At 68.9% G+C, this 18,821-nt stretch carries 19 protein-coding genes and 1 tRNA gene; 17 read left to right on the top strand and 3 right to left on the bottom strand.

Annotation, left to right across the window (positions count from 1 at the left end):
- The first annotated feature begins 46 nt into the window (after positions 1–46).
- Genes N0A24_01635 through rpoZ form a run of 15 tightly spaced genes read left to right on the top strand, consistent with a single transcriptional unit; the run spans position 47 to position 14,455 of the window.
- Complete coding sequence (locus N0A24_01635; GenBank protein ID MCS7172108.1) at positions 47–559, top strand: CvpA family protein; 513 nt, start codon at positions 47–49, stop codon at positions 557–559.
- 3 nt (positions 560–562) lie between these two features.
- Positions 563–2,305, top strand: coding sequence for a DNA polymerase/3'-5' exonuclease PolX (gene polX / locus N0A24_01630; protein ID MCS7172107.1), 1,743 nt, complete (start codon positions 563–565; stop codon positions 2,303–2,305).
- Entirely contained in the window at positions 2,302–2,916 is a 615-nt protein-coding gene (locus N0A24_01625; GenBank protein ID MCS7172106.1) for a DNA-3-methyladenine glycosylase, read from the top strand. Before polX ends, N0A24_01625 begins: the two co-directional genes overlap by 4 nt.
- A 3-nt stretch (positions 2,917–2,919) precedes the next feature.
- Positions 2,920–5,262, top strand: coding sequence for an endonuclease MutS2 (locus tag N0A24_01620; protein MCS7172105.1), 2,343 nt, complete (start codon positions 2,920–2,922; stop codon positions 5,260–5,262).
- Positions 5,259–6,371 (top strand): mandelate racemase/muconate lactonizing enzyme family protein, encoded by a 1,113-nt coding sequence (locus tag N0A24_01615; GenBank protein MCS7172104.1) that lies wholly within the window; start codon positions 5,259–5,261, stop codon positions 6,369–6,371. The genes N0A24_01620 and N0A24_01615 overlap by 4 nt, the downstream gene beginning before the upstream one ends.
- Complete coding sequence (locus N0A24_01610) at positions 6,368–6,862, top strand: QueT transporter family protein (GenBank protein MCS7172103.1); 495 nt, start codon at positions 6,368–6,370, stop codon at positions 6,860–6,862. Before N0A24_01615 ends, N0A24_01610 begins: the two co-directional genes overlap by 4 nt.
- Entirely contained in the window at positions 6,859–8,082 is a 1,224-nt protein-coding gene (tyrS, locus tag N0A24_01605; GenBank protein ID MCS7172102.1) for a tyrosine--tRNA ligase, read from the top strand. Before N0A24_01610 ends, tyrS begins: the two co-directional genes overlap by 4 nt.
- Positions 8,083–8,085: 3 nt before the next feature.
- On the top strand, positions 8,086–8,868 hold the full coding sequence (locus N0A24_01600) for a DUF72 domain-containing protein (protein MCS7172101.1): 783 nt from the start codon (positions 8,086–8,088) through the stop codon (positions 8,866–8,868).
- Positions 8,865–9,563, top strand: a complete 699-nt coding sequence (locus tag N0A24_01595; GenBank protein ID MCS7172100.1) for an endonuclease III — start codon at positions 8,865–8,867, stop codon at positions 9,561–9,563. The genes N0A24_01600 and N0A24_01595 overlap by 4 nt, the downstream gene beginning before the upstream one ends.
- Positions 9,563–10,759 carry an ABC transporter permease gene (locus tag N0A24_01590; protein MCS7172099.1) on the top strand — a complete coding sequence of 399 codons (1,197 nt, stop codon included), beginning with the start codon at positions 9,563–9,565 and terminating at the stop codon, positions 10,757–10,759. Before N0A24_01595 ends, N0A24_01590 begins: the two co-directional genes overlap by 1 nt.
- Positions 10,756–11,451 carry an outer membrane lipoprotein-sorting protein gene (locus N0A24_01585; GenBank protein ID MCS7172098.1) on the top strand — a complete coding sequence of 232 codons (696 nt, stop codon included), beginning with the start codon at positions 10,756–10,758 and terminating at the stop codon, positions 11,449–11,451. Before N0A24_01590 ends, N0A24_01585 begins: the two co-directional genes overlap by 4 nt.
- On the top strand, positions 11,451–12,653 hold the full coding sequence (locus N0A24_01580; GenBank protein MCS7172097.1) for an FtsX-like permease family protein: 1,203 nt from the start codon (positions 11,451–11,453) through the stop codon (positions 12,651–12,653). The genes N0A24_01585 and N0A24_01580 overlap by 1 nt, the downstream gene beginning before the upstream one ends.
- Complete coding sequence (locus N0A24_01575; protein ID MCS7172096.1) at positions 12,643–13,344, top strand: ABC transporter ATP-binding protein; 702 nt, start codon at positions 12,643–12,645, stop codon at positions 13,342–13,344. Before N0A24_01580 ends, N0A24_01575 begins: the two co-directional genes overlap by 11 nt.
- Before the next feature lie 3 nt (positions 13,345–13,347).
- On the top strand, positions 13,348–14,226 hold the full coding sequence (locus N0A24_01570) for a hypothetical protein (protein MCS7172095.1): 879 nt from the start codon (positions 13,348–13,350) through the stop codon (positions 14,224–14,226).
- A gap of 7 nt (positions 14,227–14,233) precedes the next feature.
- Positions 14,234–14,455, top strand: a complete 222-nt coding sequence (gene rpoZ, locus N0A24_01565) for a DNA-directed RNA polymerase subunit omega (protein MCS7172094.1) — start codon at positions 14,234–14,236, stop codon at positions 14,453–14,455.
- Here the strand turns inward: rpoZ and ald are convergent.
- Positions 14,452–15,573: an alanine dehydrogenase gene (gene ald / locus N0A24_01560; GenBank protein ID MCS7172093.1), complete on the bottom strand. Its 1,122-nt coding sequence runs from the start codon at positions 15,571–15,573 to the stop codon at positions 14,452–14,454. The two genes, rpoZ and ald, sit on opposite strands and share 4 nt — an antisense overlap.
- 62 nt (positions 15,574–15,635) lie before the next feature.
- On the opposite strand from ald, the gene N0A24_01555 reads away from it, so the two are divergent.
- Entirely contained in the window at positions 15,636–16,796 is a 1,161-nt protein-coding gene (locus N0A24_01555) for a hypothetical protein (GenBank protein MCS7172092.1), read from the top strand.
- Here the strand turns inward: N0A24_01555 and N0A24_01550 are convergent.
- Positions 16,708–17,505: a glycosyltransferase family 2 protein gene (locus tag N0A24_01550; GenBank protein MCS7172091.1), complete on the bottom strand. Its 798-nt coding sequence runs from the start codon at positions 17,503–17,505 to the stop codon at positions 16,708–16,710. The two genes, N0A24_01555 and N0A24_01550, sit on opposite strands and share 89 nt — an antisense overlap.
- Positions 17,475–18,680: a phospholipid carrier-dependent glycosyltransferase gene (locus N0A24_01545; protein MCS7172090.1), complete on the bottom strand. Its 1,206-nt coding sequence runs from the start codon at positions 18,678–18,680 to the stop codon at positions 17,475–17,477. The genes N0A24_01550 and N0A24_01545 overlap by 31 nt, the downstream gene beginning before the upstream one ends.
- A 53-nt stretch (positions 18,681–18,733) precedes the next feature.
- Between N0A24_01545 and N0A24_01540 the strand changes: the two genes are divergently transcribed.
- Positions 18,734–18,809: transfer RNA gene (locus N0A24_01540), tRNA-Met, on the top strand.
- The last annotated feature ends 12 nt before the right edge of the window (positions 18,810–18,821 follow it).

Genomic DNA, 18,821 nt, shown 5'->3' with positions numbered 1-18,821 from the left:
GGAACTCCCCGCGGTGCCGCGAATCCTGGGGGGGGGAGGGAGCGGCATGACGTGGGTGGACTGGATTATCCTCGCCCTGACCCTGCTCATGGTCCTCTCTGGGCTGGCTCGGGGACCGCTCAGAACCCTGCTGGAGACCTGCTTTCTCGCGCTCGCCTTCGGACTCACCAGCCGGTTCTACAAGGCCGCGGCTCAAGCCCTCTTCGGCCGGGATTTCCCCTGGCCGGAATGGGCGGCCACCGTGACCTTTTTGGGGATGCTGGTGGTGCTCGTGGTGGTGGGCAATTACCTCACCGCGGCCATCGCGGGCCGGGGGGCGGCTGCCGGCGTTCAGATCCTTCTTGGTGGACTCCTGGGGGTTCTCAAGGGAGCCGTGCTCTCCATGATCTTCCTGGTGTTCCTCCTGGCCGCACCCTTCGGCCCCGCGGTGCGGCCGGATGTGGAGCGATCCCTGCTCGCGCCCACCCTCGCGAGCTGGGAGGCGACTGCCGTGCGGAGCCTGAACGGCGTCCTCCCCTGGAAGATTCCGGAGCTGGGGCCGGGCGGGGAGTCCTTCTGAACCATGAAGAACCTGGAGCTCGCGTCCCTGCTGAACGAGATCGCGGACCTGCTGGAGGTGAAGGGAGAGAGCCCCTTCCGGGTGAACGCATACCGCCGGGCTGCCCGGGCTATGGAGAGCCTTACGGAGGACATCGAGGAACTGGCGGCCCGGGGAGCCCTGGAGGAGATTCCCGGGGTAGGCAAGAGCATCGCGGAGAAGATCCGGGAATACCTGCACACGGGGAGGATCGCCTACCACGCGGAACTGTTGAGGGAACTCCCCGCGGGCATCACCACCCTCCTGCGGATCCCGGGACTGGGGCCGAAGACCGCCATGCTCATCTACCAGCATCTGGGGATCACCACCCTGGAGGAGCTGGAACAGGCCGCGCGATCCGGACGGCTCGTGGGCCTTCCCCGCATGGGACAGAAAACGGTGGAGAACATCCTGCGGGGGATCGAACAGGTGCGCCGGGCAGGGAAGCGGCTGCCCCTGGGGACCGTGCGGCCGTATGCTCAGGAGATCGTGGCCCGGTTGCAGAGGCTGCCGTCCGTCCACGGCGTCCGCGTGGCCGGCAGCCTGCGTCGCATGAAGGACACCATCGGCGACATCGATATCCTGGTGACCAGCAGTGCCCCCGAGGAGCCTATGGAGACCTTCGTGCGGATGCCGGAGGTCGGGGAGGTGCTCTCGCACGGCCCCACCCGGAGCAGCGTGCTGCTCCGGGTGGGGATCCAAGCGGACCTTCGGGTGGTAGAGCCCATCTGCTTCGGCGCGGCGTTGCAGTACTTCACGGGGAGCAAGGGACACAACATCAAGCTCCGGGAGCGGGCCGTGCGGATGGGCCTCAAGATCAACGAGTACGGGGTCTTCCGAGGGGAGCGGCGCATCGCGGGCCGGACGGAGGAGGAGGTGTACGCCGCGGTAGGGCTCCCCTGGATCCCGCCGGAGCTGCGGGAGGATCAGGGGGAACTGGAAGTGGCGGAGCGCGGAGCGCTTCCGAAGCTCGTGACCCTCCAGGACATCCGGGGTGACCTCCACATGCACACCCGGTGGAGCGACGGCACCGCCACGGTGGAGGAGATGGCCCGGGCTGCGCGGGAGCTGGGCTACGAGTACATCTGCATCACGGACCACTCCCAGAGCCTCAAGTTCGCGGGCGGGGTGACGGTGGAGGACCTTCGGCGCCACATCCGGGACGTGCGCCGTCTCAGCGAGCGGCTGGAGGGGATCGTGGTCCTCATCGGGTCTGAGGTGGATATCCTTCCGGACGGATCCCTGGACTACCCGGACGAGGTCCTGGCGGACCTGGACGTGGTGGTGGCCTCCGTGCACACCCATTTCCGCATGGACGCTCAAGCCATGACGGAGCGCATCGTGCGGGCCATGCACAACCCCTACGTCACCATCCTGGGACACCCCACGGGCCGGCTCGTCCAGCAGCGGGATCCCTACTCCGTGGACGTGGAGCGGCTGGTGGAGGCCGCCCGCAGGACCGGCACCATCCTGGAGGTGAACGCGGCCCCGGAGCGGCTGGATCTCAAGGACGTGCACGTGCGGCTGGCCGTGGAGCATGGGGCCTTGCTCTGCATCAACACGGATGCCCACAGCCCCGCGCAGCTCCGGTACATGGAGCTGGGCGTGGGGACCGCCCGGCGGGGGTGGGCGGAGGCGAAGGACGTGGTGAACACCCTGCCGCTGCGGAAGCTCCTCGAGGTCCTGGGCCGCAAGCGTCCTGCCGCCCGGGGAAAGCGCTCCGGATGATCGCGGAACGCGCTCTCCAGCCCCTGCCCCGCAGCTTCTTCGCCCGGCCCACCCTCCAGGTGGCGCGGGAACTGGTGGGAGCGCTGCTCGTACGGGTTCTGCCGGACGGGGTGCGGCTCGTGGGACGCCTCGTGGAGGTGGAGGCATACCTGGGACCCCAGGACCCCGCAAGCCACGCCTACCGCCGCACCGCCCGCAGTGCCGTCATGTGGGGCCCGCCGGGGATCGCCTACGTGTACTTCACGTACGGCAACCACCACTGCATCAACGTGGTCACGGAACCGGAAGGGGTTCCGGGAGCCGTACTCCTGCGGGCCGCGGAGCCCCTCGAAGGACTGGAGGCAATGCGCGGGCTGCGGGGAGTAGAGGAAGTGCGGCTGCTCACCAGCGGCCCCGGCCGCCTCACGCAGGCCTTCGCCATCGATCTCTCCTGGAACGGAGCGGACCTCACGCGACCGGGTCCCCTCTACCTTGCCGCGGGGATTCCACCCCGCCGCCTTCTCGCCACCCCGCGCATCGGAATCCGGCGCGCCCGAGACCGCCCCTGGCGGTTCGTGGACCCCGAAAGCCCCTTTCTTTCCCGGCCGGTATACAATGGCGCGGGGAATTAGGGTATGGATGAGCGCACCCTGCGGGTTCTGGAGTTCGAGAAGATCCGGGAGCGCCTGCGCCAGCTGGCGGAGACCGCGATGGGGGCGGAGCTCGCGGCAGAGCTGGAACCCGCCGCGGACTTCCACACCGTGCAGGAGCGACTGCAGGAGACCGCGGAGGCCCGAAGGCTCCTGCGGGAGGGTGAGCTCTCCCTGCGCGGGGTGCATGACCTCCGACCCCATCTCACCCGGGTCCGGGTGGGCGGGGTGCTCTCGCCGGAGGACCTGCTGCGGATTCTGCACACCGCTCGGGCTGCCCGGAGGGTGAAGGGTGCGGTGCTCTCCCGGGCAGAGCAGGTGCCACAGCTGTCCGCCCTGGCCCGGGAGCTCCCCACCTTGGTCCTGCTGGAGGCGGAGCTGGAGCGGGGCGTCGGGGAGGACGGGGCGGTGCTGGATAGCGCGAGCCCCGAGCTCAGCCGCATCCGGCGACAGCTGCGGGCCACGGAGGAGGAGCTGCGCAGCAAGCTCGAGGAGATCATCCGGTCGCCCCGTTGGAGCCGCATGCTCCAGGATCCCATCATCACCGTGCGGGGTGATCGGTACGTGGTGCCCGTGAAGCACCAGTATGTGCACCAGTTCCCCGGGATCCTCCACGACCAGTCCAGTACCGGCCAGACCGCCTTCATGGAGCCGCTGGTCGCCGTGCAGCTCCAAAACCGCATCCGGGCCCTGCGGGGCACGGAGGAGCGGGAGGTCCAGCGGATCCTGAGGAGGCTCTCGGAACAGGTGGCCGTCTGTGCGGCCGAGCTGGAACGGTCCCTGCACATTCTGGCCCGTCTCGACCTAGCGCTTGCCAAGGCACGCCTGGCGGAGGAACTGGACGCGGTGAATCCGGAACTGCTACCAGGCCCCCAGCTGGAGATCGTGGAGGCCCGGCACCCCCTCCTCGTCTACGCCCACCGGCGGGATCCCCAACGGCCGGTGGTTCCCATCGACGTGCGCCTGGGGATGGATTTCCGCACCCTCATCCTCACGGGGCCCAACACGGGGGGCAAGACCGTGGCCCTGAAGACCATCGGTCTGCTGCAGCTGATGCTGCAGTCGGGGCTGTTCGTTCCCGTTTCCCCCCGGAGCCGGATGGGCGTCTTCCCTCAGATCTTCGCGGACATCGGGGATGAGCAGAGCATCGAGCAGTCGCTCTCGACCTTCAGCAGCCACCTGCGGGCCATCGTGGACATCCTGCACCGGGCCGGGCCCGCTGCCCTGGTGCTCCTGGATGAGATCGGGGCGGGCACGGATCCCGCGGAGGGCTCGGCTCTGGCCCGCGCCATCCTAGAGGCCCTGCACGAACGGGACTGCCGGGTGGTGGCCACCACCCACCACGGAGAGCTCAAGTCCCTCGCGTACGACCGGGAGGGCGTGCAGAACGCCTCCGTGGACTTCGACGCGGAGACCCTGCGCCCCACCTACCGGCTGCGGATTGGGATTCCGGGGAGCAGCCACGCCTTCGTCATCGCCCAGCGCCTGGGGCTACCTCCGGGGGTGCTGGAGCGGGCGCGAGGATACCTCCCGCGGGAGGTGACGGAGGTGGAGAGCATGCTGGCCGGATTGAGCGAGGACCGGCGGCGGATGGAGACGGCCCGGGCAGAGGCGGAGCGGTTACGCCGGGAGGCGGCGGAGGAACGCGCGCGCTACGAGGCGCTGCGGGCACAGCTCCGTTCGGAGCGGGAGCGGCTCCTGGCCCAGGCCCGGGAGGAGGCCAGGGGGATCGTGGAACGAGCCCAGGAGGAAGTCCGGAGGGTGCTCGCGGAGCTGCGGGCGGAGCGTCGGGCGCAGGTGGCGCAGGAGGCCTCCTCCCGGCTCGCGGAGCTCCACAGGACCCTGAAGGCCGAGCAGGCTCCTGAGGTGGGAGAACCCGTGGAGGCCATCGCACCGGGGGATCGGGTGCGGGTGGTCTCCCTGCGGACCGAGGGAACCGTGGTGGGTACTACGGATCGGGGCGAGGTGGAAGTACAGGTGGGGCAGTGGAAGGTCCGGGTTCCCCGGACGGATCTGCGGCAGCCCACCGGTTCCGAGCCGCCCTCCCGGCCCCGTCGGACCACGGAGCGGGGCTTTGCCGCGGAATCCGCCACCCGCCTGGATCTCCGGGGGCTCCGAGCGGACGACGCGGCCTACGAGCTGGAGCGGGCCCTGGACACGGCTCTGCTCCGGGGCGTGCGGCGCCTCGTGGTGGTGCATGGCAAGGGCACGGGGGCCCTCCGTCGGGCCGTGCATGAGGTGCTGTCCGCGCACCCCGGCCTCCGGTTCCACCTGGCGGGCCCGCAGGAGGGGGGAGAGGGGGTGACCGTGGTGGAGTTCGAACCATGAGGATCGTGCGCATCGAGGTGTACGGCTACGAGCTCACCTACCGCCACGGGGCCTACGGGATGTCCGGCGGCCGTGTGGTCCACACCCTGCCTTCCACGGTGGTGCGGGTTTTGACCGACGAAGGGTTGGAGGGGTGGGGGGAGGTGTGCCCGTTGGGATCCACCTACCTGCCGGCCTTCGCGGAAGGGATCCGGGTTGCGCTTCGGGAACTCCTCCCGCCGCTTCTGGGCCTGGATCCCCGGGACCTTGCGGCCATTCACCGCCGCATGGAGCGTACCCTGCGTGGGTTTGAGTTTGCGAAAAGCCCGGTGGATGTGGCGTGCTGGGACCTCATGGGCAAGGCCACGGGGCTTCCCGTCTTCCTGCTTCTCGGCGGACGGTGGCAGGAACGATTTCCCCTTTACACCGCGGTCCCGCTGCGGAAGCCGGAGGAGATGGCGGAGTTCGTGCGGGAGCAACGCGCGCAGGGCATCCGCCGGTTCCAGCTCAAGATCGGCACCACGCCCCGCGAGGATGTGGCTCGGGTGCGGGCGGTCCTGGACGTCACCGGGGAAGAGGACGTGGTGATCGCAGACGCGAACGGAGCCTACCGGCTCCACTCCGCCATGCTCCTGGTCCGGCAGCTGGAAGCACTTCCCCGCCTGATCCTGGAGCAACCCTGCCCCACCCTGGGAGAGTGCCGGGCGGTCCGGAGATCCGCTTCCCTCCCCATGCTCCTGGACGAGGTGGTGACGGGCGTGCAGGACGTGCTGGAGGCCGCACGGATGGGGGCCACGGGGATCAACCTCAAGATCAGCCGGTTCGGGGGACTCACCCCATCGCGCTGGGTGCGGGATCTCGCCCAGGAGCTGGGGCTTTGCCTCATCCTCGAGGACACGTGGGGCGGGGATCTCGTGACCGCGGCCACCAGCCACCTGGCCGCCAGCACCAGGCCCGAGGCCTTTCTGGCAGCTTCCTTCATGAGCGACTGGGTCCTGGAGCACGTGGCAGGGGATCCACCCCGTACCCAGGACGGGTTTGGAGCCCCTCCCCGGGGTCCTGGGCTTGGCGTGGAGGTGGACCGGAGGGCGCTGCGGCTGCTGTTCAGTACGGAGGGGGAGAGGCCATGAGCCGGAAGGTGCGGATCGGATTGCTGGTGCGGGCCGCCCTGATCGCGGGCGTGTACGCGGCGGCGACCGCATCCCTGGGGGAGCTCGGCTATGGTCCCGTGCAGGTACGGATCTCTGAGGCCCTCACCGTGCTCCCCTACCTGGATCCCGCGGCCGGAACCCTGGGGGTGGTGCTGGGGGTGTTCGTGGCGAACCTGCTGGGCCCGTACGGGCTTGTGGACGTATTGCTCGGTACCCTGTTGACCCTTCTGGCGGCCTTGCTCACCGCCCGCATGCCCCGGCCGTGGCTTGCGCCCCTCCCGCCCGTGGTGGTCAACGCCTTGGGCGTTCCCCTCTACCTCCAGTTCCTGGTGGGGGTGCCGTACTGGCCCACGGTGGGAACGGTGTTCCTAGGCCAGCTCGTGGCCTGCTACGGGATCGGGTACCCGCTGCTCCTGGCCCTGCAGGCCCGACCGGAGATCCTGGGCTTGCCTTCCCGGAGGCCGCAATGAGTCCCGGAATGACCCCGCAGGCGCAGCTGGCGCTGCTGCGTCGGGGTGCCGCGGAGATCGTCTCGGAGGAGGAGCTGCTCGGGAAGCTGCAGGAGGGACGGCCGCTGCGGGTGAAGCTGGGACTGGATCCCACGGCCCCGGACATCCACCTGGGGTTTGCGGTGGTGCTGCGGAAGCTGCGGCAGTTCCAGGACCTGGGACATGAGGCCATCCTCGTCATCGGGGACTTCACGGCCCTCATCGGGGATCCCTCTGGAAAGAAGCAGACCCGGCCGATGCTCTCTCCGGAGGAGGTGACGCGAAACGCTGCCACCTACCGGGCGCAGTACAGCCGCATCCTGGATCCCGAGCGCACCCGGGTGGTGTTCAACAGTCAGTGGTTGAGCCCCATGCAGTTTGCGGACGTGGTCCGGCTTGCCAGCAAGGTCACGGTGGCCCGGGTGATGGAGCGGGACGACTTCACCCAGCGGTGGCGGGAAGGGATCCCCATCGGCCTCCACGAGCTCCTGTATCCGCTCTGTCAGGCGTACGACTCCGTGGCTTTGCAGGCGGACGTGGAGCTCGGAGGGACAGACCAGAAGTTCAACCTCCTCATGGGCCGAAACCTCCAGCGGGAGTTCGGTCAGCCACCGCAGGTGGCCTTCCTCATGCCGCTCCTGCCGGGTCTCGATGGGGTGGAGAAGATGAGCAAGTCCCTGGGCAACTACATCGGGATCACCGAGCCACATGAGGAGATGTACGGAAAGGTCATGTCCATCCCGGACGCACTCATGCCGACTTACTTCGAGCTGTGCACAGAACTCCCCGAGGCGGAGGTCCGGGAACTGGTGACGGGCCTGGAACGGGGCACCGTACACCCCCGGGACGCGAAGCGCCGGCTCGCCCGGGAGATCGTGCGTCTCTGGCACGGGGAGGAGGCCGCCCGGGCCGCGGAGGAGGCCTTCGACCGGGTCTTTGCCCGCAAGGAGCTGCCGGAAGAGATCCCGGAGGTCTTTTTCCGGGAGGCGGACCTATGGGAGGGGTCCTTGCCTGTGGCGCATCTGGTGGTGCGGGCGGGTCTCGTCCGGAGCCGCAGCGAGGCGCGTCGGCTGGTCCTGCAGGGTGGGGTGAGCGTAGACGGGAGGCGGCTTGAGGATCCAGAGGCACGGGTGGAGGTGCGGGACGGGATGGTGCTGCGGGTCGGTAAGCGTCGGTTCGCCCGCATCCGCCTGCTCCGGTGACCCGTGGCCACCGCGTGGATCGGGACCTCCGGATTTACCTACCGGCACTGGGTGGGCGTCCTGTACCCCGAGGATCTCCCGCCGCGCCGGTGGCTACGGCACTATGCCGAGCACTTCAACGCCGTGGAGCTGAACGTCACCTTCTACCGCCTGCCGCCCCGCAGGACCTTTGAGGCCTGGGCCCAAGAGGTCCCGGACCATTTCCGGTTCGTGCTCAAGGGCAGCCGCTTCATCACCCATCTCCGCCGCCTGCGGGAGGCCGGAGAAGCCCTGCACCGGTTCTTCTCTGCCGCGCAGCCCCTGCGGTGGCGCCTGAGCTGCGTCCTGTGGCAGCTCCCGCCCCGCTTCCGGGCGGACCCGGAGCTTCTGGAGACCTTCCTGCAGGCGCTTCCCGGCCAGGTGCGGCATGCCTTCGAGTTCCGGGATCCCTCCTGGTTCACGGAGGCGGTCTACCGACGGCTGGAGGCTCAGGACGCCGCGGTGGTGGGAGCGGACTGGCCCTTCCAGGTGCTGCTCCCGGACATGACCCCGCAGCCCCTGGACCGGCCCGTGGTGCGAGTGCCTCAGGTGGCCTGCTGGAGCTACCTCCGCCGGCACGGGCCCGGACCCCTGTACCGCAGCTGCTACCCGGAAGCCTTCATCCGTCAGGATGCCGCCTGGATCCAGGAGGAGCTGCGCAAGGGACGGGACGTGTATGCCTTCTACAACAACGATGTGGCGGGATATGCGGTGCGCAACGCCCTCTCTCTCTCCCAATGGGTCCGCGCGGAGGTGTCGGCCCCGTGACGGAGCGAGCGCCCTCCCCGTCGCTCCGGCGCAGGGCCCGGGCCATCGACCGCCGGCTGGAGGCCTTCTATGGTCCACCCCGGATCCCGGTGCCTGGAGATCCCGTGGGGGTGCTTGTGCGTGCCCTTCTTTCCCAGAACACCTCCGACCGGAACAGCGACCAGGCCTTCCGACGGCTGCGGGCTCGCTTCCACACCTGGAGCGGGGTGCGGGATGCTCCCCCGCACACGGTGGAGACCCTCATCCGACCCGCGGGCCTCAGTGCCGTGCGGGCCCGCCGCATCCAGGCCCTCCTCCGGATCCTCCCAGTGGTCCGGGGCGAACCTTCCTTGGCGTTTGTGGGGGACATGCCTGTGGAGGAGGCGAAGGCGTGGCTGCTCGGGCAGACGGGGATCGGGCCGAAGACCGCGGCCATCGTGCTGCTGTTCGGCCTTGGGATTCCCGCCTTTCCCGTGGACACCCACGTGTATCGGGTGGCCCGCCGGATCGGGCTGCTGCCTGCGGGGATGTCCCGGGAAGCTGCCCATGGGTGGATGGAAGCCCTGGTTCCGCCCGAGCGGTACGCTCCCTTCCACCTCCTGCTGGTGCGCCACGGCCGGGAGCTGTGTCGGGCCCGCGTGCCCCGGTGTGGGGGATGCCCGGTCCAGGAGTCCTGTGCGTTCTTCACGGGGCAGACGGCGGGGAGGCGCTTGTGATTCCCATCCTCCGGCTCGCGTGGCGCAACCTCTTCCGGCACCGTCAGAGGACGGCGCTGCTGGGCCTGGTGGTCGCCTACGTGACCGTGGCCGTGCTGTTCCTCTACGGTTTTCTGGACGGGTACGGGGAGAGCCTCGTGGAAGCGTATGGGGCCTACCTGGTGGCCCCCGTGGTGGTGGCAAGAACCGCGTGGTGGGAAGACCCAGATCCGGCCCACGGCCTCACACGCCTTCCCGTCCTCTCCCATCCGAGGGTCCAGGCACAGACCCCGAGGCTCCGGTTTGCGGCCCTTGTTCGATCTCCGTACCGCACGGAGGGCCTGGAGGTGGTGGGAGTCCACTCGGAGGGCGAGAGGGGGCTGAGCCGTCTTGCCGGGAAGGTGGTCCAAGGCCGTTGGATGGCCCGGCGGGGGGAAGTGGTGCTCGGGGAGCGGTTGGCTCGCCGGCTGGACGTGCGGGTGGGGGAGAGGCTTGTGGTGGAGACCAGCGGCCGCAGGGGCCCGCAGGCCTTGGGGTTGCAGGTGGTGGGGATCCTCCGAGCCGGGGTTTCCACGGTGGACCACTCCGGACTGTACATCCCTCTGGAGGATGCGCAAGGGTTGACGGGGATTCGGGCCACGGAGCTGGCGGTGCGGGTCCCGCGGGGGTGGGAGATGCGGGCCGCGGAGGAGCTGAATCGGGTGCTCTCTCCGGAGCTCCGGGCGAAGGGGGTGTGGGAGCTCATGGGTCCCATCCGGTACGACTACGAGGCGAGCCGCCTGTTCTACATCCCGATCGTGGGGTTGTTCATGCTGCTCGCGGCGGTGGCGGTGACCAGCACCACATACGTGAGCGTGCGGGAGCGGCTCAGGGAGCTCAGTGTGATGGAAAGCTTGGGAATGAGCCCCGGGCGCCTTGCGGCGATGGTGGCCCTCGAAGCGTTCCTCGCGAGCCTGGTGGGGCTGGTGGGAGGACTGCTCCTCGGCTACGGCCTCCTTCTGTATACCTCCGCCCACAACGTCTTCGGTCCGCTCATGCGGCTCTCCGTGGAGCTCCTGCCGGAATCCGGTCTCACGGAGGCCCTCTATACCGCTGTGCGACCGCACTACGCCCTGTATGCGGCCACCACCGTGGTCCTCTCTACCCTCCTGGCTTTTCTCTTTCCCAGCAGGCTCGTGGTCTACCTGAACGTGCCGAGGTACCTGAAGGAGGTGTGAGCGTGCACGTGGCTTGGGCGCTCGTGGTTTCCCTTGCCCTGGCCCCGGGGCCGGAGGCCCGGTTGAAGGCTATCCTGGACCGGCTGCGGGGTCCCAGCCACGAGGCCACCTACACCATCCGGGTGGTGCGCCCGAATGCGGAACGGAGCTACCGCCTGAAGGTGTACACGGACGGCAGGCGCGCGCGGCTGCGGGTGCTGGAACCGGTCCGGGAGGCGGGGCAGGCCTTCCTGTCCCTGGAAGGCGAGTTGTACCTCTACGACCCACGTCTCGGGCGCACCCTCCGCCTGCCTCCCACGGGGCGCGCGGAGCGCTTTCTGGGAAGCGATCTCACCTACCAGGACCTCATGGGCCGGGATCTGGAAGAGCAGTTCTCCGTGGCCGAGGAAAGGGAGGCCTTGGTGTTGGTCCCCAAGCCCGGAGCTCCCACACCCTACGGCCGCGTGGAGGTCTACCTCCGGGAGGAGCTTCCGGAACGCCTCCTGTACTACGACCAGAGGGGGGCGGCCATCCGGGAGGTTCGGATCTCCGGGTACACCCGACACGGGGCGGCGGTCCTGCCCGGCCGGGTGGAGGTCCGGGACCTCCTCAGGTCCGGGTATCGGACGGTGGTGGAGGTGAGCGAGGTGCGGGTGGGTCCGGTTCCGGAGCGCTGCTTCAATCCCCTCTCCCTGGAGCGAGGGTGCCCGTAGTGGGGGCACTCGCCTGGCGGAACCTGCTGAGGGCCAGGGGCCGCTCCCTCACCACGGTCTTCACCGTGGCCCTGGTGGTCTGCCTCAGTCTCCTCCTCCTGTCCTTCGCCGCCGCCAGCTTGGACGGCTTCATCCGGACCCTCACGGAGCGAGGCGGACATGTGGTGATCCGGGTGGAGGGATACCGGGAAAAGGAGGACCTGGAAAGCCTCAGCTTCGAGGCGGAACCCCTCCGGGGAACCCTGTCCCTTCCTTCGGGGAGTACGGGGGAGGGAGTTCTCGAAGGACCCGCCCTCCTCATCGCGGGGGATCGGAGCCGGGCGGCCGTGCTCGTAGGACTTGAGCCACCCGGGTTTCGCCGGCAGGAGAGCTACCTCACCCGGGGCCGTCTCCCTCAACGGGGGGACGAAGCGCTCCTGGGCGCCGCTCTGGCCCGGGCCCTGCGGGTGGATCTGGGAGGGGAAGTGGTAGCCTACGCGCCGGGTGGCACGGGGACCGGGATCGCCGCCTTCCGGGTGGTGGGGCTGCTGGATCTCCCAGAGACGGGGCAGGAGGCCAGGACCCTTCTCGTGCCCTTATCGGCCGCGCAGGTCCTCCTCGCTCCCGGGCGGGTCACCCGGTTGGAGGTGCGGCTTCCGGCACACGGCCTCTACGAGGAGGAGAAGGTCCAGGCCCTCCAGGAGGTGCTCCGGAGGAGGCTAGTGGGTTTCCAGGTGGAGACCTGGCGGGAGGCGAACCCTGCCATGGATGCCCTTATCCGGCTGTACGAGCCCATCCTCGCGGTCTACGTGGGGATCTTCTTTGGCCTAGTGGGTCTCATCCTCCTGAACGCCCTCTACCTGAGCTTCGTGGAGCGAATCCGGGAGTTCGGCCTGCTGGCGGCCCTCGGCGCGAGCAGGAGGCGGATTGTGGGCGTGGTCCTGCTGGAGAGCGGGTTCCTGGTGGGTCTGGGGACGCTCGTGGGGGTACTCGTGGGGATAGGGATGTATCTGGAGATGCGCGACGGCTTCCGCCTCCCCTTCGGCCTGGCAGAGCGGTACTTGGAGTTCGGTTTCCCGGAGGTCCTTTACGGGAGGCTTACTGCCCGGGATTTCCTCCTGACGGTGGGGTACGCCCTTGCAGTATCGGTGCTCGCAGCCCTCTGGCCTGCCCACCTGGCGGGTCGGCTGGAGCCCGTGGAGGCCATGCGGTATGCGCCTTGAGGAGACTCCCATGATCCGAACGGTGGGACTCAGAAAGGTCTACCGGAGCAACGGGGTGGAGACCGTAGCTCTGCGGGGCGTGGAGCTCTCCGTGGAGCGGGGGGAATTTACCGCCATCGTGGGGCCTTCCGGATCCGGAAAAAGCACCCTCCTGCACCTCCTGGCCGGCCTGGACCTGCCCACGGAGGGCGAGGTGTACGTGGCCGGGGTGCGGGTGGACCGGCTCAGCCGGGCGGAACGGGCCCGGTTCCGCCTGTTCCACGTGGGCTCGGTGTTCCAGGCCTACAATCTCCTGCCGGTGCTCACGGCTCTGGAGAACGCCGCGCTTCTGCTGGAGCTACGGGGCATTCCTCGGCCGGAGCGGGAGCGCCAGGCCCTTTCGGCCCTGGAGGCCTTCGGCCTTGCGGACAAAGCCCGCCGTCGGCCCGCTCAGCTCTCCGGAGGGGAGCAGCAGCGGGTGGCGGTGGCTCGGGCCATGGTGGCAGAACTCCTTGTCGTCCTTGCGGACGAGCCTACCGCGAACCTGGACTCCAAAACGGGCTTGGACCTCATCCGGCACATGAAGCGGCTCAACGAGAGAAAGCACATCACCTTCCTGTTCTCCACCCACGATCCGCGCCTGCTGGAACAGGTGGGACGCATCGTGCGGTTGGAGGACGGGACGGTGGTGGCGGACGAGCGGAGGGGGTAGGGGTTGCGGCCTCTGGTGTGGCTTCTCGTCGTGGGGCTCGGGGTCGCTCCTCCCGCGGGAGCAGCGCCGTCTCGCGGGATCCTCGAAGCAGGGCTGCGCCGGAGCGGGGAGATGGAGGTCATCTTCCTGCGGCTTTCAGGAAGCGTCCCGCTCGGGAGGGGGGAGCTGCAGTACGCCGTCTCCCCTTTCTACCACCCCTGGCTCGGAGGGGGAGCCGTGGCGGTGGAAACCCTCTCCCTGCGGTGGGACGAGGGCCCCCTTTCCGTGCTCCTGGGACGTTTCCCGCTCGGGTTTGGGGAAGCGCGCCTGCTCCCCTACACCTGGCAGACGCCGCTCCCCACAGGCTACCAGGAAGGGCTTTCGGGGCTAGCCCTCACCTACTACGCCCCCGAATACCGGATCCGGGCGGGCTACGCGGCGGACCGCGGGATCCTCGTGGAGCTCAGTTTGCGGGAGCTGAAGGCCTATGTTCTCTCCGGAGGACTTGGGCTTTCGATGACCGCTTCCCTGGGAGAGGTGGTGGTCTACGGGGACGTGTTCGCCGTGGGAGGGGGAGGACAGGCCACGGTGGGGATCACGGGGTTTGTGGGGAGAGGGCTTCTTACCCTGGAGGCACGCTATCCTCCCGCTCTCGCCGCTCAGGGGAGCTGGCCCTGGGAGGATCGGACCATCTCTGTGAGCGGAAGCTGGCGGGAGCAGGAGGTGGGCCTAACCGTGGCCTTGGCCACGGACCGCGGCACCCTGGAACTGGGGGTGGTGGAGAACAGGGTTTTCCTGGGGCTTCGCCTGTACCGCCCTCTCGGAGACGGCTCCGGCCGCGAGGACTCCCGAACCGGCTTTGACAGATTCCCTGAACCCGCTACAATGGGCCCTGCGAGGTGAGGACGGCATGATCCGACCACCCCTTGAGGTGCTGCTCGAACGCGTGCCCAACAAGTACGCTCTGGTGATGCTGGCCGCGAAGCGGGCCCAGCAGCTGGGTGCGGGGCAGCTGCCCCTAGTGGATGTGGACTCCCAGAACCCTGTCACCATTGCCCTCGAGGAAGTCGCGGCCGGCCGGGTCCGGCCGGAGTGGCCCCGGGAGCCCCTGGCCATCTTCCGGGATCTCTAACCTGATCCTTCCAGAACCTCCTCCGCAGAAGTATACGGGAGCCCATGGGCCTCGGCCACCCCGGGGTGGGTGATGGCACCCTCCACCACGTTGAGCCCCCTCCGGAGCGCCGGATCCTCCCGGCAGGCCCGCCGCCACCCCTTTGCGGCGATCTGCAGGGCGTAGGGGATGGTGGCGTTGGTGAGGGCCACGGTGGAGGTCCGGGGGACGGCCGCGGGCATGTTGGTGACCGCGTAGTGCACCACCCCGTGCCGCACGTACACGGGATCGCGGTGAGTGGTGGGCCGGATGCCTTCCACGCATCCGCCCTGATCGATGGAGACGTCCAGGATAATGGACCCGGGCTTCATGGCCCGAACCATCTCTTCCGTCACCAGCCGCGGCGTGCGGGCCCCGGGGACCAGGACCGCGCCCACCAGCACGTCCGCGTACGCCACCGCCTGCTCGATGGTGTAGGGATTGCTGGCGAGGACCTGGAACCTGCCGTGGAGCACGTCGTCCAGAAACAGCATCCTCCGGAAGTTTTTCTCCAGGATGGTGACCTGTGCACCCATCCCGAGCGCCACCCGGGCGGCGTTCGTGCCCACCACACCGCCGCCCAGGATGACCACCGTCCCCGGCGCGACGCCGGTCACTCCTCCCAGGAGCGTGCCCTTCCCGCCCTGGGTGCGCTTCAGGTAGTAGGCGGCCTCCTGGACCGCCAGCTTCCCCGCCACCTCGCTCATGGGGGTAAGCAGGGGTAGTTCCCCGTCCGGGAGCTGCACGGTCTCGTAGGCGATGGCCACCGCGCGGGAGGCCACCAGCGCCTGGGTCAGGGGTGCGTCCGCCGCGAGGTGCAGAAAGGCAAAGAGCACGAGCCCTTCTCGCAGGTACCGGTACTCCTCAGGGAGGGGCTCCTTCACCTTCATCACCAGGTCGCATCCCCACACCTCCGAAGGGTCCAGGACGATGCGGGCCCCCCGGCGTCGGTACTCCTCATCCGAGAACCCGCTCCCCTCGCCTGCCCCCGCCTCGAGGAGGACCTCGTGGCCCGCTTGCACGAGCTGCATCACGCCCCCGGGCGTGATTCCCACCCGGTACTCTTGGTCCTTGCGCTCCCGGGGCACCCCGATCCGCATCCCTGCTTCCTCCTCTTCGATGGCTTTCCGGCGGTTTCCTAGGGATCCGCTACCATGGTGGCGTGGGAGCTCTGCGGGGATCCGCCTGGCTTTGGCCCGTGCTCCTCCGCGGTCTTCTCCTGCTGCTTCCCGGACACGCGGTGGACGTGGCCACCTTTCAGTCCTGGGCCCTGCGGATGGCCCGGACAGGGCCTTTCCACTTCTACACTCCGGATACCTTCGTGGACTACCTCCCTGGTTACCTGCTCGTGCTGTGGCCCCTGGGAGTCCTGATGCGCCTTGCACCGCAGGCGGGTCCGGTGCTCGTCAAGCTCCCTCCCGCCTTAGCGGACTTCGCGGTGGCGGGGGCGCTGGCGCGGCTCGGCGGGCCGCGGGCCGCTTGGTGGTATCTGTGGAACCCCGCGGTGCTGTGCATTGGGGCCCTGTGGGGACAGGCGGAATCCGTGGCCATGGCCTGGATCCTGTGGGGCTGGTGGGCCCTTCAGAACCGCCAACTCGTTCTGGGAGGCGTCCTCCTGGGGTTTGGAGTCCTCACCAAGCCCCAGTACGCCCTGGTACTTCCCGTGATCGCCCTCTGGGCGGTTCGTGCTGGACGATTGCGACGGGAGGACTGGGGAGGGGTTGTGGGAGCGGGGGCCGCGGCCGTGGTGCTCCCCTCCCTCTGGTTCGGCCTGACGCCCACCCGCCTGCTTGCCTTTGTGCTCCAGGCCGCCCGGGTCTACCCCTATGGCTCCGTGAACGCCCTGAACCTGTGGCATCTCCTTGGGTTCAACTGGAAACCCGATGCCACGCGGTGGATGGGGATGCCGGCCAGCGCGTGGGGGCTCCTGCTCGCGGGAGCCGTAGGAGGCGTAGTCCTGTGGCGGTGTGGGCGAGCGCGTGAACCCGGGAGCTTCTACCTCGCCGCGGCCATATTCTTCCTGGGCGTCTTCACCCTGGGTACCCGAATGCACGAACGCTATCTCTTCCCGGCCCTGCCCTTTGGGATCCTCGCGTGGAGAGGGGGGCGGATCGGGGCTCATGCGGTTGCCAGCCTGACCTTCCTGCTCTCTGCGGATCTGGCCTACGGCCTTGCCTACCTGAGCACATACCCCGCCACGCGGACTCCCCTCTACCACGCGGTGTGGAGCCTCTTCACCCCTCCCGTGACCGCCGCCCTCTCGCTCCTACACCTGGCGCTGCTGGGGTGGATGCTGCTTGTCCTTGTGCGGAGGCCCGCCTGAGGTCCCGCCAAAGCCGCCACAGCTCCTGCAGGGCCCGAAGGATCACCCGCAGGCTTGCTCCTCCCTGCCGGCCCCACCGGCGGGGGTAGTGCGGAACCCCAACCTCCGCGATGCGGGCCCCCGCGGCCGCGGCCCGGCAGAGTAGCTCCGTGCTGATGAAGGCCCCGTCGCTGCGCAGGGGCAATCGCTGCACCACTTCCCGGCGCAGGAGCTTGAAGGCGCAGTCCACGTCCCGCACCCGCACCCCGAAGGCCCATCGCACGAGGAGGTTCCACGCCCGCCCGATGAGACGGCGGTGGAACGGATCCCGGCGTCGGAGGCGGTAGCCCACCACGAGGTCTCCTCGCTCTGTAAAGGGGAGCAGGCGGCCTAGGTCCGCGAGATCGAACTGCAGGTCCGCGTCGCTGAAGAACACCCACTCGTACCGGGCGGCTGCAAATCCCGTGCGCAGGGCCGCTCCGTAGCCGCGGTTGCGATCGTGTTGCACGAGCCGGACCCGGGGATCCTCCTCCATGAGACGGCGCACCACCTCCGCGGTACGGTCCGTGCTCCCGTCGTCCACCACGATCACCTCAAACACGTCCGCGTATGCGGGCAGCACCTCGAGCGCCCGGCGCACGGTCCTCTCGATGTTGCCCTCCTCGTTGTAGGCAGGGAAGAAGGCGGTCAAGGAGCGCTTCAGACCCATGTGGGCATCCAGATCCACCACCGCAGCCACCGGGCGGGCACGGGATACGCCACGAGAACCGGCAGCTGGAAGGCGAAGACCATGCTCGCCAGGAGGAGGTACGCCCGCGCCCACGTCCTTGCCGTCCGCTGCTCCATGTCCCCCAGGGCCTCCGTGATGGCGAGGTACGCGAAGGGCAGGGCGGGCAGCATGTGGTAGATGAAGAGGAGCCGGCCGATGAAAGCGTAGGGGACGTAGGAGAAGAGGAATCCCAGGAGGATGAACAGGCCCCTCCCTGAGCGGGCAAAGACCGCACGCGGGGCCACAAGGCCGACGGAGGGGAGGATGGCCCACCACACCGCGGGGTTCCCCACCGCGAAGATGCCGGTCATGATCTTCCCCTGCACCTCGTAGTGGTACCACATGGGCCGCAGCAGCAGAGGCCAGGTCCACCAGCGGCTCGCATACGGATGGGTGGCCACCAGGGTGCTGTGGTACCGGTACATGTTCTCGTGGAGACGCAGAAGGTCCGAAAGTGTTTCCCCCCGCAGGAGGTGGGGGAGGTAGGAAGCCGTGTAAGGGATCGCGGGGAGGAACAGCAGGGCGGCGAAGTTGAGGCCGGGAGCCGGAAGTTCCCCCCGCCGCCACGCCAGGAGGCTAGCGACAAAGAGGATCCCCACGCTCGTGAGGCCCGTCCACTTCGTGGCCGCCGCCGCACCCGCGCAGAGCCCCGCGGCGAGGTACCACGCCGGACGGCGGGTGCGGACTCCGGCCCACCACGCGGCGTAAGCGGCGGTGCAGAAGAGCAGGAGGAAGATCTCGGGTTTCGCGATCCGGGACTCCACCAGGAGGAGTCCGTCTACGGTCCCCAGTGTCGCCACCACGAGGCCCTTCTGGGAGTCCTGGAGCACCGCGTACCCCAGCGCGTAGAGGGCCGCCACCACCAGCACCCCTGCCAGGGCGCTCGCGAAGCGCCACCCCCACGGGGTGAACCCGAAGACCCGCACGCTGCCCGCTATCAGGAGCTTGGAGAGAGGCGGATGGGTCCACTCGTAGACGGGTCGGCCCGTGAGGTACTCCTGGGCCGTGCGGGCGTAGTAGATCTCATCGAAGAACTGCTTTGGGGGTTCCCCGAGCCGCCAGAACCGCAGCGCGGCGGCCACCAGCAGGAGGAGCACCACTCCCCACACGGAGCGCATCATCGCCATTGTAGCCATTCTTTCGGGTCTTGGCTTCCTCCACGGGGGCCGTGGGTGGTAAAAAGGAGGGGGGCGGCGTAGCTCAGAGGTCAGAGCACGCGGCTCATACCCGCGGTGTCGTGGGTTCGAGTCCCACCGCCGCCACCAGCGGCACCATCC

It is taken from the genome of Armatimonadota bacterium, from assembly GCA_025059775.1.
GTDB lineage: Bacteria > Sysuimicrobiota > Sysuimicrobiia > Sysuimicrobiales > Sysuimicrobiaceae > Sysuimicrobium.
The sequence above is the reverse complement of the archived record's forward strand: the minus strand, read 5'-3'. Positions and strand labels throughout refer to the sequence as shown.

Excerpts from the sequence above, each read along its gene's own strand:
- N0A24_01635 (MCS7172108.1), top strand. The coding sequence starts at position 47 with ATGACGTGGGTGGACTGGATTATCCTCGCCCTGACCCTGCTCATGGTC.
- polX (MCS7172107.1), top strand. The coding sequence starts at position 563 with ATGAAGAACCTGGAGCTCGCGTCCCTGCTGAACGAGATCGCGGACCTG.
- N0A24_01625 (MCS7172106.1), top strand. The coding sequence starts at position 2,302 with ATGATCGCGGAACGCGCTCTCCAGCCCCTGCCCCGCAGCTTCTTCGCC.
- N0A24_01620 (MCS7172105.1), top strand. The coding sequence starts at position 2,920 with ATGGATGAGCGCACCCTGCGGGTTCTGGAGTTCGAGAAGATCCGGGAG.
- N0A24_01615 (MCS7172104.1), top strand. The coding sequence starts at position 5,259 with ATGAGGATCGTGCGCATCGAGGTGTACGGCTACGAGCTCACCTACCGC.
- N0A24_01610 (MCS7172103.1), top strand. The coding sequence starts at position 6,368 with ATGAGCCGGAAGGTGCGGATCGGATTGCTGGTGCGGGCCGCCCTGATC.
- tyrS (MCS7172102.1), top strand. The coding sequence starts at position 6,859 with ATGAGTCCCGGAATGACCCCGCAGGCGCAGCTGGCGCTGCTGCGTCGG.
- N0A24_01575 (MCS7172096.1), top strand. The coding sequence starts at position 12,643 with ATGCGCCTTGAGGAGACTCCCATGATCCGAACGGTGGGACTCAGAAAG.
- rpoZ (MCS7172094.1), top strand. The coding sequence starts at position 14,234 with ATGATCCGACCACCCCTTGAGGTGCTGCTCGAACGCGTGCCCAACAAG.
- ald (MCS7172093.1), bottom strand. The coding sequence starts at position 15,573 with ATGCGGATCGGGGTGCCCCGGGAGCGCAAGGACCAAGAGTACCGGGTG.
- N0A24_01545 (MCS7172090.1), bottom strand. The coding sequence starts at position 18,680 with ATGGCTACAATGGCGATGATGCGCTCCGTGTGGGGAGTGGTGCTCCTC.